The organism is Pseudanabaena sp. CCNP1317 (assembly GCF_034931345.1).
Lineage (GTDB): Bacteria > Cyanobacteriota > Cyanobacteriia > Pseudanabaenales > Pseudanabaenaceae > Pseudanabaena > Pseudanabaena galeata.
Genome location: NZ_JAYGIF010000105.1, coordinates 36780 through 51649, shown reverse-complemented (window position 1 = coordinate 51649; position 14870 = coordinate 36780). Strand labels below are relative to the sequence as shown.

Genomic DNA, 14870 nt, shown 5'->3' with positions numbered 1-14870 from the left:
GAGCATAATTTTGAGTTTAAGAGCTTTAGTTTTAACTTCTACTCGTTGGGAGCAATTCTGGGACAATCTCAATCAGTATGGGTTTCCTGCTGCTGTCTAATAATTGTATTGTATTGAGGTCGCACCCATTGAAAAGACCTATCGTAACCTCGCAGATATTCTGCTCCAACAAGGTCGGATCATCGAAGCCCTGCAAGTCCTTGACCTGCTCAAAGTTCAAGAACTCGAAGACTATCTCAAAAACATCAAAGGCAGTGACAGATCGGCTCAAGGAGTGAGACTTTTATCACCAGAGAAAGCGATTAGCGATAAGCTATTAGCGGTTAGCTTTGAGAATAGTTCTGAAATTAACAGCCAACTTGCTAAGCAGATCCAACAACTTCCCAAATCAGAAATCAACAAAGTACCCGACTATCTCCAAAAAATCCCTCAAGGAACTGCCTTACTTTATCCTCTGATTTTAAGCGATCGCATAGAAATCATCCTCTTCTCACCCAACACCATCCCCATCAGTCGCACCGTCAAAATCTCTCAAAAAGAACTAGAAACCCTAGTAACTGATTTTAGGGCTGGACTCCTTGATGCTGGCTCTGAAGATGTCAAAGAACCTGCCACACAACTCTACCAATTGCTGATCAAACCCATCGAAGCCGAACTCATCCAAGCCAAAGCTACCACAATCCTCTATGCACCCGATGGCATCTTGCGCTATATTCCCATTGCCGCACTCTATGACGACAAACAATGGTTAGCTGAGAAATATCGCATTAGTAATCTGATTGCCTATAGCCTCTTCGACTTTACCCCAAATCAAAATATACAACCCAATATCCTAGCAGGAGCATTTGGCGGTAAAGCAGGAGAGCAAAAGCATGGACAAACAGCTTTACCCGCAACCCTTAAGGAAGTTCAAGCGATCGCCAACTCTTTTAATAACTCAGTCACACTTATCGAAGATCAATTCAGCCGCCAAGCGATCGAATCAAAATTTAAAAACCATAATATTCTGCATCTCGCCACCCATGCCGAATTTAACATTGGTGTACCAGATAACTCCTTCATCATTTTTGGCAACGGCGACAAAATCCGTCTCAATGAAATCACCGATTGGCAAATCCCAAATATCGATTTGATTGTGCTGAGTGCTTGTCAGACTGGAGTTGGTAAGCTGGGCGATGGGGTGGAAATCTTAGGCTTTGGTTATCAAGTTCAGAAAGCAGGTGCAAAAAATGCGATCGCCTCTCTTTGGAAAGTTGATGATGCAGGCACACAAGCACTCATGAGTGCTTTTTATGGTGAACTTCAAAAAGGGGATGTCACGGTTACGGAAGCATTACGTCGATCGCAAATTGCCTTGATCAAATCGCCACAATACAATCATCCTAATTATTGGTCAGCATTTTTTGCGATCGGTAATGGATTGTAAGATTTTTTTGCTTAAACATCAAAAGAAACCTGTAGATGCGTAGATCTCCGACTTTTTTTGTGAATTTGCAAATTGCCTTTGCTTGCTATGCATAGCTACTTATAGCTGTCGCCTTTCTTGTTAGGACATAAAACCCAAATAGTGTGAGGCGGTGCGAAGCGCCGCCTCACACTTGATATAGGTAGCTATAGATATAACACCATCTTAGAGGTATGAGCTACGCTAAGCGATCGCCATTAATATTCTACAAATACTCTCAGCGTAAAGCTTTGACTCCCATTTGTCGCTTAATCCCAAATCGCTGTAAAATTCTAGTCAAAGTCTATAGATTAATTCTTAAAAATGTCACAATTTCACAAACCTACAGTCATTATTACAGGTGCATCTTCAGGCGTTGGTTTATGGTCAGCCAAAGCAATGGCAGATAAAGGCTGGCATATCGTTATGGCTTGCCGCAATATCCCCAAAACCGAAAAAGCCGCCGAATCTGTCGGTATTCCTAAAGATAGTTACACGATCATCCAAGTAGATCTGGGTTCCTTGGTCAGTGTGCGCGAATTTGTGGCTAAATTCCGAGCAACAGGAATGCCCCTTGATGCTCTGTTGTGCAATGCTGCTATCTATATGCCTTTACTCAAAGAACCCCTGCGATCGCCTGAAGGCTTTGAGTTGACGATGACCACCAATCACCTCAGCCACTTCCTCCTCTGCAATCTCCTGCTAGAGGATATGAAAAAGTCCACCCATCCCGATCGCCGTATGGTCATTTTGGGAACCGTTACCCACAACCCCGACGAACTGGGTGGCAAGATTCCTCCGCAACCTGATCTTGGTAATCTTGAAGGTTTTGAGAAGGGCTTCAAACCACCGATCTCGATGGCAAATGGCAAAAAGTTTGAACCAGTTCGTGCCTACAAAGAGAGCAAGGTTTGTAATATCTTGACCATGCGCGAATTGCACCGCCGCTACCATGAATCCACAGGGATTACCTTTACTTCCCTCTACCCTGGTTGTGTCGCTGACACGCCTCTCTTCCGTAATCACTACCCTCTCTTTCAGAAGCTATTCCCACTATTCCAAAAGAACATCACTAAGGGATATGTTACTCAGGAGCTATCAGGAGAGAGAGTTGCTGCTGTCATCGCTGATCCTGAATACAAGCAATCGGGAGCCTACTGGAGTTGGGGTAATCGTCAGAAAAAGGATGGTAAATCTTTTGTGCAGACTGTCTCTCCCCAAGCCCGTGATGATGCTAGAGCTGAACGCATGTGGGACTTGAGTGCGAAGTTAGTCAGACTCGTATAAAAAAAAGAGTGATGGCGGCGCTTCGCGCCGCCATCACTCTGGCCAAAGAAAAGCGGCGCATCGCGCCGCTTTTCTTTTATTTACTGATGTTACGTGGAAGGAATTCTTGCGATCCTCAATATTGAGGGCTGGCACGGGGGCGCAGCCCCTACAGGACATGAATTATTCAGGTAGGGGCAATGCCCCCGTGCTTGCCCTATGACGCTAGTAGCAAGAGATTCATCATCTGCGTTCCACGTAACATCAGTTATTTAGTTGCAGCAGCCTTTTTGGTGGTTGTGGCTTTTTTAGTAGTTTTAGCGGCGGTCTTAGTCGTTGTAGCTTTAGTTGCGGTGGACTTGGTAGTAGTCTTTTTTGTAGTAGTCTTCTTAGTTTCGCTAGACGCGGACTTAGTGCGCTTACTAGTGCTTTTGCCAGACTTACTTGCTAGCATCGATAAGGCCTCTTCTAAGGTCAGCCCTTCCACAGTCTGCTCCTTAGTTAGAGATACATTGACCTTGCCATGCTTCACGTATGCACCATACTTACCATCGAGAATTTCGATCGCTTCATCATCACTGGGATGTTTGCCAAGGGATTTCAATACTTTTGCTGCCGCCGCTCCTCGCAGAGTTTTGGGTTGCGCTAGTAGTTCTAAGGCGCGTTCAAAGGTGATGCTGTAGGGATCATCAGTCGATTTTAGCGATCGGTTGTCATCCTTGTCGCCATTACCTTTGGTATGACAAACATAGGGTCCAAATCGTCCCGTATTCACAAACACACGATTACCAGTATCAGGATGAGCGCCTAATGTACGTGGCAAAGCCAATAACTTGACAGCAATATCAACGGTGACATTTTCTGGTTGCATTCCCTTTGGCAATGAAGCGCGTTTAGGTTTGGGAACAGCTTCTGTCGCTTGACCTAGCTGCACATAGGGACCATACTGCCCCATCATCATAAAGATTGGCTCATTCAGGTCTGGATGAATGCCGACTTGATCGGGACCTTCCAGTTTCTGTTTAAGTAAGAGTTCAATCTTTTCAGGCACTAAATCGGAAGGAGTGAGGTTCTGAGGAATGGAAGAATTAACAGTGCGATCGCCTTCTCCAACTTGAATGTAAGCACCAAACTTACCGATTTTGACTTTGACATCATCATCTAAGCCTTCAAGACGTACTGTTCGCGCCGCTTCGCCATCAATGAGACTATCGCGAGACTTTACCTGTCCGCTTAAGCCTTGTTCACCCGAATAAAATTTCTTGAGATAGGGTAGCCATTCCACGCTGCCTGTAGAAATATCATCGAGGGTTTGTTCCATTTTAGAAGTGAAACTAGGATCGACTAAGTTGGGGAAATGCTCCTCTAATAAACTGGTAACAGCAAAAGCCGTGAAGGTGGGAATCAACGCATTATTCACAAGCTGCACATAGCCGCGATCGCAGATTGTACCGATAATGCTGGCATAGGTACTAGGACGACCGATGCCTTCACTTTCGAGCATTTTTACGAGGGCAGCTTCGGTATAGCGGGCGGGAGGTTGAGTTTCATGTCCGACCGTATTTAACTCACGGCAAACAGGATGATCGCCAATTTTTAGCGGAGGCAACATTACCTCTTTTTCTTCAAGGGCGGCATCGGGATCGTCGGAGCCTTCGACGTAGGCGCGGAAAAATCCTGCAAAATCAATACGTTTGCCTGAAGCTCGGAAAATTGCGTCTTCAACGGTTAGCTGCACACTGAGCATGGTTAGCTGAGCATCCGCCATTTGTGAGGCAACGGTGCGCTTCCAAATTAGGTCATAGAGCGCTAATTCCCGTCCTGACAACCCTGTTTCTTGCGGTGTGCGAAAAGTTTCACCTGCGGGACGGATGGCTTCGTGGGCTTCCTGTGCGCCTTTAGATTTAGTCACATACTGGCGCGGCTCTTTGCTGAGGAAGTTACTGCCGTACATCGTGGTCACACAGGTACGCGCTGCGGCGATCGCCTGTTGTGAGAGATGCACCGAGTCAGTACGCATGTAAGTAATAAAGCCTTGCTCATACAGGGCTTGAGCTACGCGCATCGCGTCCCGTGCTGATAGTCGCAATTTACGGTTGGCTTCTTGTTGTAAGGTCGAGGTGGTGAAAGGTGGTGAAGGCTTGCGGGTGGTGGGGCGTTCATCCAGATTGCTCACTGACCAGACTTTGCCATTTAAACGCTGTTGCAATGCGATCGCCGCCGCTTCATCCAACAATAAAACCTTGCGACCTCTGGCAATTTTGCCCGTCGATTCGTCAAAGTCTTTACCCGTAGCCACATTTGTGCCGCCGACCGAGACTAGCTGCACAGGAAATTCCTGTTTCGGAGCATAGAGATTTGCCTTCAAATCCCAATAGCTACCAGATTTAAAAGCGCGGCGTTCACGTTCACGATTGACGATTAACCGCACAGCTACGGACTGCACGCGCCCAGCCGACAAGCCCCATGCGATTTTTTTCCATAGCAAAGGTGAGAGGGTGTAACCCACAAGGCGATCGAGAATGCGGCGCGTTTCTTGGGCATGGACAAGGCGATCGTCAATCTGGCGACAATTTTTTAATGCGCCCTTAATTGCCTCAGAGGTGATCTCATGGAAAACCATGCGCTTAATTGGTACTTTGGGTTGCAAGATTTGCAATAAATGCCAAGAAATACTTTCCCCTTCACGGTCTTCGTCAGTCGCTAGGATCAATTCCTTGACACCTTTTAACGCTGACTTGAGTTCGCGGACAATCTTTTTCTTGTCGTCTGGCACGATGTAGAGTGGCTCAAAGTCGGCATCAACATTCACGCCGAGCTTAGCCCATTCCGTACCCTTTAGGTCGGCAGGAATATCACTAGCTGATTGTGGCAAATCGCGCACATGACCCATAGATGCCTCTACTCGATATCCAGCAGGCAAAAAGTTGCGAATGGTGCGGGCTTTAGTGGGCGATTCGACAATAACAAGGGTAGACATATTAGCCTGCAAGGTTCGCGGTAATCAAAATAAAGGGAAGATCAATAAACTATTAATTATCAAAATTAATGGCTTATCAAATACCTTCTTAACCTATATACAATGTTTATGCAGAAAATTGCTATTTTTTAGTAGGATGGTAACTACACTATCAAGTTACCCGCAACTACTAGTTGCAAATTCAGCAATTTAATGCATAGGACTCAATTAATGCATGTAAAGCCATATCTTGCAAGATCGCTTGTTGCCAACAACCTATAAATTGCCACGATATTGAGAAAAGTTGGCAATGCTTTCTAGGGAGTGATTTCCAGGGTACAGCTTGCCGTTAATTTCCCATGTGGGATAAGCTCGAATTTTTTTGTCTCGGCAAAGTTGGGTTTGAGGCTTGACACCGCGCCGATCGCATTCAATCACTTCTAAGTGTTTTACAGCTTCCTTACCAAATCGTTGTTTTTGATTGTGGCAATGGGGACACCAGTAGGCGGTATAGAGCTTTGCGCCAATTTTTCGTAAATGTTTGGCTAGGGCGATCTTGTTGGCGCTTGATGATGTCGTTACAGTCGGTGCAGCTTCTTGAGCGATCGCCGCCTCAGGCCTTTGCGAAGAAAATGTCACAACGGAAAACCCTGTGATACTAGCGATCGCTAGACCAACAGATGCCAATGCTGAAGATAATCTGTGAAACTTCATAAAGTAGACCCGTTCAACGTTGCTATTTTAACCATAATTATTAACACTGAGTAGGTTACTCCCTTCCCAGAGAAGAATTAGCATTGCGGCGCTTCGCGCCGCAATGCTGAACACCCACACCAAAAATTAATAAGGTGGGCTTTGCCCACCCTACCTTAGAAATTGATTATGCCAAACTTAGAAAATCTCAAGGTTGCGATCGTTCATGAATGGTTTGTGACCTACGCAGGATCGGAGCGCGTGGTTGAACAGATTTTAAATTTATTTCCCCATGCTGATCTGTTTGCAGTCGTAGATTTTCTCAATGATTCGCAACGGGGCTTTATTCAAAATAAACCAGTTAAGACAACTTTTATTCAAAAATTACCCTTCGCCAAAACTAAGTTTCGCCAATATTTGCCACTTATGCCCTTAGCGATCGAGCAGCTTGATCTATCGGCATACGACCTAATTATTTCTAGTTCCCATGCCGTCGCCAAAGGAGTACTAACTTCGCCCCACCAATTACATATTTCCTATGTGCATTCCCCGATTCGTTATGCTTGGGACTTGCAACACCAATATCTTAAAGAATCAAACTTAGAACGGGGAATTAAAAGCTGGATTGCGAGATGGATCTTGCATCAAATCAGAATTTGGGATACGCGCACAGCCAACGGAGTCGATCTATTTGTCGCAAATTCCGAATTTATTGCCCGTCGGATTCAGAAGGTTTATCGGCGATCGGCGACAGTGATCTATCCACCCGTAGATTTGCGAAATTACACACTTTATGAACAAAAGCAGGAATTCTATCTCACCGCTTCCCGATTAGTTCCCTATAAGCGCATTGATCTGATTGTGGAAGCTTTTTCGCAGATGGGCGATCGCTCCTTGATCGTCATTGGTGATGGAGAACAAATGGCAAAGATTCGGGCGAAGGCAAGCAGTAACATCAAATTTCTTGGTCATCTAGAACCAGAGGCTTTGCGCGAATATATGCAAAAGGCGAGAGCCTTTGTGTTTGCGGCTGAGGAGGATTTTGGGATTACACCTGTAGAGGCACAAGCCTGCGGTACACCAGTGATTGCCTATGGACGTGGTGGTGTATGTGAGTCAATATGTGGCTTAGACTGCGATCGCCCCACGGGTGTATTTTTTGCGGAGCAGACGGTGGTGAGTATCCGTGCGGCAGTGCTTGAATTTGAGCGAAATAGCGATCGCATATCACCTACAACCTGTCACGAAAATGCGATGCGCTTCTCAACGGAGAGATTTCAAGCAGAGTTTTTGGAATTTGTAGAACAGGCTTGGCGCGATTTAAAATATCTAAGTAGCTCGCCATAATTAAAATCTAGAAAGCTGTCTCGCCCGCGTAGCGGGCGAGACAGCTTTCTAGATTTTTAGTTTACTTAGAGTGCAAAGTGCTGTAACTCCAGACTTCAGGTACACCGAGAAGTGCATAGATCGGTAAACGGCGATCGCTAGGATTGGTGATATGTACCTGTGCAGAATAAATTACCCAAACCCGTAAAGTTGCGCCCCGCAGGGGCGCAACTTTACGGGTTTGGGTTTGTAATTAATTATGCCCATCTACTTAATAGCAAGCCCCGATTTTCAGATATTGGTCTGGTTTGTTCAATCGATGATGCAATGCTTGAAATTTCGTTTTACCTGTCTTGTTGATTTGGTTGCCCGACAACTAATTTGGCGACTAAAATTTAGATCCAGCTTAACAAAATCTAAAATATAGGTGTATGCAGGGCGATCGCGCTTATGTCCTACATACACCTATATATGAATACACAGCATCACCAAGGTGCTTGCTTTACAAAACTTATCGTTAGTTTTTGGTTGAAATACCTGTAAATGCAGCATTTTCTGATGAGATAGAGTTAGATATTTAGTTGGAAAACCCTATACTGGGTAGTTATTATTTCGACTTTTTACATACCCTTTAAAGATCACAAGGCAGACACATGAGCGTAACAGCGTCAAGTGGTGCAGTAAATGCCCGCCCTCGTCTATATCAGACCGCTATAACTTCCACAATTTCCCAGATAGAGCAACAAGATCGCTTCGCGACTCGTAGCGAACTAGATGATCTGTCCACATACTTTCAATCTGGACTAAAGCGCATCGAAATTGCTGCGATTTTGACCAAAAACTCAGACAATATCGTTTCCAAGGCGGCTAGCCGTATTTTTACGGGTGGATCAGCCATGGCATTTTTGGAAAAGCCCAAAGGCTCAGAAGTGCTTGAAGTTGATCGCGCTGGTCGCGTGGTTGATGTCAAGGTCGGCATGGAACTTGGGACAACCACTTATACTGAAGCAAGCGAAGGTGGCTTTTTAGGAACCATCAAAAATTTCTTCAGTAATACAGGGCTTATTGGAGTTGTAGATACGCCTCCACCTAATTTCCGCCCAATTAATATTTCCCGATATGGCGCAGACCGCATGAAGAAGTCCCTGCGTGACTTGTCATGGTTCTTGCGTTATGCCACCTATGCGATCGTTGCTGGTGACCCCAATATCCTTGCTCAAAACGTGCGTGGCTTGCGTGAAATCATCGAAGCAGCTTGCTCGACCGATGCCACGATCGTTGCTTTACAAACTATGAAGCAAGCAGCAGCAAGTTATTTCGTTAACGATCCTACTGCGATTGAAATTATTAAGCAGTATATGGATGTGGCGATCGCTGAATTCAAAGCCGCGACCCCATCACCTAAAGTCCGTCAGCGCAACTCTCCTGACCTACAAGGTCTCTCTCTACCTCAGATCTACTTCAACACCGCAGAGCGTCGTCAGAAGTTTGTGATGAAGGCAGCGATGACTGGCGCTGAAAAGAATGCAGTTGTCAAAGCTGCCTATCGTCAAGTTTTCGAGCGTGATATTGCTCGTGCTTATAGCCAAGGTATTTCGGATCTTGATTCTAAGGTAAAGAATGGCGAAATCTCGGTACGTGAATTTGTGCGTCGCTTAGGTTTATCGCCGCTATACCGCGATCAGTTTTTCCTACCTTTCATCAACTCCCGCGCTGTAGAACTAGCATTCAAGCATTTCCTTGGACGCTCACCTGAAAGTCGTGAAGAAGTTGCTGCTTACTTTGCGATCGTTTCCAAAGGTGGTCTACCCGCCCTAGTCAATGCGCTAGTTAACTCCAGAGAGTACAGCGACTACTTCGGCGAAGAAACCGTACCTTATCAACGTGGATACGGACAAGAAGCTCAAACAGCCCGTAACTGGGGCGCACAGTTTGACCTGTTCAACTACTCTGCACCTTTCCGCAAGGTTCCTCAGTTCATCACCTTGTTTGCGGCTTATCAGAATCCATTGCCTGATCAGCATGTTTACGGTGCTGGTAACGATCCTCTGGAAATTACGTTTGGCGCGATTTTCCCCAAAGAAACCCGCAACCCCAGCGCCTCCCCTGCTCCTTTTGGCAAAGATACCCGTCGCATCTTGATCCGCAATGGTGCTGGTATCACCAACCAACTTGGCAACCCATCGGCAACTGGCTCAATCGATCCGATGAGTCCCAAGGTATTCAAGCTCGATCAAACTCTCCGCGATAACGTCAAGATCGGTAAAGGTGCTAGAAAATCGTCGGTAAAGGGCTTGAGCATCACCAACTCGGAAAGCTCTACCCAAGCAGTGATTCGTGCTCTTTATCTACAAATCATTGGCTTTATTCCTTACTCTGGTCAGCGCCTCACCCTCGCAGAAATCAAGCTAGAAAATGGTGACATTTCCGTGCGTGAGTTTGTCAGAATGTTGGCGAAGTCACCGATCTTCCGCGATCGCTACTGGACTAAGCTTTATGTCTGTAAGGCGATCGAATTTACCCATCGCCGCCTCTTGGGTCGTCCTACCTACGGTCGTCCTGAGATGAATGCTTACTTTGATCTCGCATCAAAGAAAGGTTTCTACGCTGTTGTAGATGCAATCCTTGATACCAAGGAATATGAGCAAGCCTTCGGTGAAGATACGGTTCCTTACGAGCGCTATCTGACCCCCGCAGGTGTATCACTTCGCAACAATCGTAACAGCACCTTGGGTGAAGAGAAAGGCACTAAGGTCGTGGTTGAGCCAACAGCTAAGTTCATCGAACTTGGTCAAGTCACCGAAGAGCGTTCTTCTGTATCGATTCGCGATCGCATCAACCAAGGTGTTGACAAGAAACGCGAACAACGCAAGATCTTCAAGCTCACCACCACCGATCCTGTAGAAACAGGCGCTTTGGTTCGTGCTGCTTACCGTCAAGTGTTCGAGCGTGACATGGATGCCTATGTTGCTGACGCACAGTTCAGCCAATTTACTTCCAAGTTGCTCAACAAAGAAACCACGGTCAAGGAATTCATCTTGGCGATCGGTACATCCGAACTCTATATCAAGGAATTCTACGCACCATTCCCCAACACCAAGGTGATCGAGTTGGGTACAAAGCACTTCTTAGGACGTGCGCCCCTCGATCAAGCTGAAATCCGCAAATATAATGTAATTTTGGCAACTAGTGGCATCAAGGCAATGGTTACGGAAATGGTTAACAGCCGTGAATTCCTCGATGCATTTGGCGAAGATGTTGTACCTTATAACCGCTTCGAGACATTCCCTGCGGCTAACTACCCTAATACTAAGGAACTATACGATCGCCTCACCAAGCAGGATAAATCGATTGTTGTGCCTAGCTTTGCACCAGTAAAATCGAAAATCCCAACCACAGTTTAGAGACTAGCTTCTAGCTTAAAAAACGTGATTTCAATATAGCCATTTGCGTCGTGCTTTGCACGACGTAAATGGCGAAAAATGGTAAGAATCGCTTAGCGATTCTTACCATTTTTCGCTTTTGTCGATCGCACATTAAATAGGTTCTTTCTGTCACTTATCCCAATTGGTAAAAGTATCGTCATACTTTTGTGAATTAGGATGATTCGTAGGGAGATAGTTTTTTTGGCTCGAAATTACACGCATAATTTCTTCGATGTTAATCGGTTTGCTGACGTAATCATTCATGCCTACATCAACACAGGCTTGACGATCATCAGGTAGCACATCAGCAGTCATAGCGACAATCCTGACTTGACTCATTAATTCAGTACGAATAATCTTTGTGGCTGTTAATCCATCCATTTCTGGCATTTGCAAATCCATTAATACCAAATCATAGTTATGATCTTTAACAGCTTGGACTGCTTCTAATCCATTATTAGCAATATCAGCGACTTCATAACCAAGTTTTTTGAGCAGTGAACAAACAACCATTTGATTAACTTGATTGTCTTCTACTAAAAGAATTTTTAACGGTAATTTCTCGGCAATCTGTTTATCGATCGCTACTTTCTTGATAGAAGAATCTAGGGGTTGTTTAATTTTTTCACTAGTTGAGACTACGATCTCAAAGTGAAATGTTGATCCTTGAGGCTCTAGTAAAGGTTGCCAGCCTGCGGGAGGATAACCACCAACTTGACCACAGCTTTCCACCCAAATAGTGCCATGCATCAAATCGACGAGGCGTTTGCTGATCGCCAGTCCTAAGCCAGTTCCACCAAATTTCCGACTAACGGAAGCATCAGCTTGAGTGAAGGGTTGAAATAGGTGATTAAGGCGATCGCCTTTGATGCCAATACCTGTATCTGCGATCGTAAACTTTAGCTGATACCGATCCTTCAAACCTAATTCCTTTGACTCTGGGGAATCAAGAGATTTGTCCTTCTTTGCTTCTGGGAACGAGGTCTGGAAACCTAGGGGGGTACCACTGACTAAAATTGAGACCTGCCCCTGATGGGTAAATTTCACCGCATTGCCAACAAGGTTTAGCAAGATTTGACGCAAACGAGAATAATCGCTGATCACAATGTCTGGAACTACAGGGGCGATCGCATATTGGAGCCTAATATTTTTATTCTTCGCTTGGGTTTCTAGTAACTTACAAACTCCACTCACCACATCTTCTAATACAAATTCCCATTCTTCGATTTCTAATCTTCCTGATTCGATTTTAGAGAAGTCTAGAATGTCGTTGATCACGGTTAACAGAGTTTCACCACTGTCTTTAATGGTTTTCACAAAATCTGCTTGTTCTTCTGTAAGGTCAGTAGTCTCTAGAAGCTGCGTCATACCGATCACACCATTCATAGGTGTACGGATTTCATGACTCATATTTGCTAAAAATGCACTTTTAGCTTTAGTTGCTGTTTCTGCGATCTCCTTAGCTTCGGCTAAAGCAAATTCTGCTTGTTTGCGATCGGTTACATCTTGAGCTAGCGACAACATTGATATCAAATTTCCTGAATCATCAGATAGCGCCGAATTGTGCCATTCGCAGTAAAGAATTGTGCCATCTTTGTGATAATTGCGATTTGCACAGGTAACACCTATCCCGCTCATCAATATGAGGATATCTTGATTAACTATTTCTTGATCATCTTCATGGATAAATTTCCAATCAGTAATTTTTTTGCCCAGAACTTCTGCCGATTTCCACCCAAATATTAATTCTGCTTGACTTGACCAATATTCCACCCGAAATTCGTGATTCCATCGAATAGTTGCCAAAGGAGAGTTTTCAATATGATAATTTAGTTCTTTTAGTGTTTGTTTTAGGGCAATTTCGGCTTGTTTGCGATCGCTAATATCTTGAGCCGTACCACGGAGTTTAATTACTTTTCCCTGTTCATCAAATACTGGCTCTCCACGGCTAAGAAGATAACAGATGGAGCGATCGGGGAGAAAGTTGCCATATTCAATACTGTAGGGCGTGCCGTTGGTGATTGCATCATCTATGGCTGTACAAAGTCTAAATCGGTCTTCTGGAATAATACGGTCAATAACATTTGGATATCTAGGTGAGTCTGCTGTGGGATCAACTCCAAGAATACGGTATATTTCAGCCGACCAAGTGATTAGCCCAGTCTTGACATCCAACTCCCAACTCCCCACGCGGGCGATGCGTTGGGCTTCAATCAGAGCATCTGTTTTTTCTGCAACCTGTCGCTCCAAATCTTGCTGATAATTCAAGCGCATTTGATCGGCATCTCGGAGATCAACCATCATTTGATGTAAAGCTTCTTTTAAAGCTTGCACTTCAGTAATAGTTGTATTGGGGATTGGTTGCTCAAGACGATGTTCAGAAAAAGATTTGGTGGCTTTAGTAAGATAAGACAGCGATCGCCCAATACGTCGAGATGTCCAAATCCCTATTCCCACAGAAACTATTAGAGCAGAAATGCATAAAAGTCCTGTACGATAAGCATTTTCCTGAATTTCGGTGATGAAGTCAGATTCTGGAATCACGGTCACTAACTGCCAGTTCAATCCATATTTGTCCCGATAAGGAGTAATCTGCACAAATTGACGATATCCTTCAATATTTAGATCAAACTGTCTGGATTCCTTGAGTTGATCGAAACTATCAAGTTGCTGAAGTAGTTGTTTAGAAACTTCCCTTGTCAATTTATCTTGACTGCCGATCGCCGTGAGTCGCATAACCTGTCCATCAATCTTTTTTAATCCCGAAGCTTCCTCAGCTACAGATGTTGCCACAAGCTCGCCCGATCTCTCGATGATAAATATTTGTCCAGTGGGTGTAAATTTTAACTGAGAGAGAAATAGGCTGATATCTGACAAGAGATAGTTAGCAGTAAAAAAACCATAAAATTTGCCAGTGGTATCAATGACTGGAGCAACCGCAACTGTTTGCAGGGTGGGGATAACTCTTGCTAAAGATATGGGTGTCCATGCTTGTTTCCCGATCGCTCTTGCTTGCTTGTACCAAGTAATATTGCGAAAGTCATCGTTAGATTGTAAAAATAGTTGAAATGGCTTACCTTGCGGGTCAACAGTATAATATCGTCGCTGATTAGGGGTGACTTCGTTAAAGAAAATGGAGCCACGAGGAATAGGTTTACCTGTGGCTTTTTCAGCAAGTTGTTGTACCTCTTGGGAATCAACTCGCAAATAGCCAACCACTGTACCTTCTTCGCTCCAAAAACTACTTGCTGGCAGTGATGGATTTAAAAGAATTTGTTGCCAAAGTTGTTGTCGTAGTTGTTCTTTGTCATCAAGATTTAGGGTTCCTTGTTTCACTGCTAATTGATTAGCTGCGACAATCTGCTGCGATCGCTGTAAATAGGTATCGAGGCGATCGCTTACCCGTTCTGAGGTTTGGCGCAGTAGCTGATTAGCTAAATTTGCGATCGCTTGCTGTCCACTCTGATAAGACAAATAGCTAACTAATGTAACAGTCCCCACAACTAATGTTACAAATGGAACAATTAGCACCAAGCTAAGTGGAACTTTGGAGAATAGCGATCGCTTGGGGGAGATGCTCATTAAGACAGTTTTAAAATCATTATTGTATCGCAAAACAGCCTTGTGTAAAGTTTCCGCCGTTTTTTGGTGGGACGATTTCACTGCGCTACCACAAATTTTTCTTTAAACTATAGCAATGTAAGTTTTGCTTAGGACATAAAACCAAGAAGATGAGTGGCGGCGCGAAGCGCCGCCA

General features: G+C 44.7%; 7 protein-coding genes. 4 read left to right on the top strand and 3 right to left on the bottom strand.

All coding sequences use genetic code 11. The features are described 5' to 3' along the window. Nucleotides 1-103 precede the first annotated feature (103 nt). Both VB775_RS19240 and VB775_RS19235 read left to right on the top strand, forming a co-directional pair. Complete coding sequence (locus tag VB775_RS19240) at nt 104-1426, top strand: CHAT domain-containing protein (protein ID WP_281005812.1); 1323 nt, start codon at nt 104-106, stop codon at nt 1424-1426. A gap of 342 nt (nt 1427-1768) precedes the next feature. Beyond that, on the top strand, nt 1769-2731 hold the full coding sequence (locus tag VB775_RS19235) for a protochlorophyllide reductase (RefSeq protein ID WP_281005811.1): 963 nt from the start codon (nt 1769-1771) through the stop codon (nt 2729-2731). Between the two features lie 247 nt (nt 2732-2978). On the opposite strand, the gene topA is transcribed toward VB775_RS19235, so the two are convergent. Both topA and VB775_RS19225 read right to left on the bottom strand, forming a co-directional pair. Next, the gene (topA, locus tag VB775_RS19230) at nt 2979-5690 is read right to left on the bottom strand and encodes a type I DNA topoisomerase (RefSeq protein WP_281005810.1); all 2712 of its coding nucleotides are present in this window, start codon (nt 5688-5690) and stop codon (nt 2979-2981) included. 255 nt (nt 5691-5945) lie between these two features. After that, entirely contained in the window at nt 5946-6383 is a 438-nt protein-coding gene (locus tag VB775_RS19225) for a protein disulfide isomerase family protein (RefSeq protein ID WP_281005809.1), read from the bottom strand. Nucleotides 6384-6551: 168 nt separating this feature from the next. Here VB775_RS19225 and VB775_RS19220 point away from each other — a divergent pair, with 168 nt between their 5' ends. Beyond that, the gene (locus tag VB775_RS19220; RefSeq protein ID WP_281005808.1) at nt 6552-7709 is read left to right on the top strand and encodes a glycosyltransferase family 4 protein; all 1158 of its coding nucleotides are present in this window, start codon (nt 6552-6554) and stop codon (nt 7707-7709) included. A gap of 632 nt (nt 7710-8341) precedes the next feature. After that, nucleotides 8342-11092: a phycobilisome rod-core linker polypeptide gene (locus VB775_RS19215; protein ID WP_281005807.1), complete on the top strand. Its 2751-nt coding sequence runs from the start codon at nt 8342-8344 to the stop codon at nt 11090-11092. Between the two features lie 150 nt (nt 11093-11242). Here VB775_RS19215 and VB775_RS19210 read toward each other — a convergent pair whose 3' ends face one another. Further along, nucleotides 11243-14776 carry a PAS domain-containing protein gene (locus VB775_RS19210; protein ID WP_281005806.1) on the bottom strand — a complete coding sequence of 1178 codons (3534 nt, stop codon included), beginning with the start codon at nt 14774-14776 and terminating at the stop codon, nt 11243-11245. Nucleotides 14777-14870: the final 94 nt, after the last annotated feature.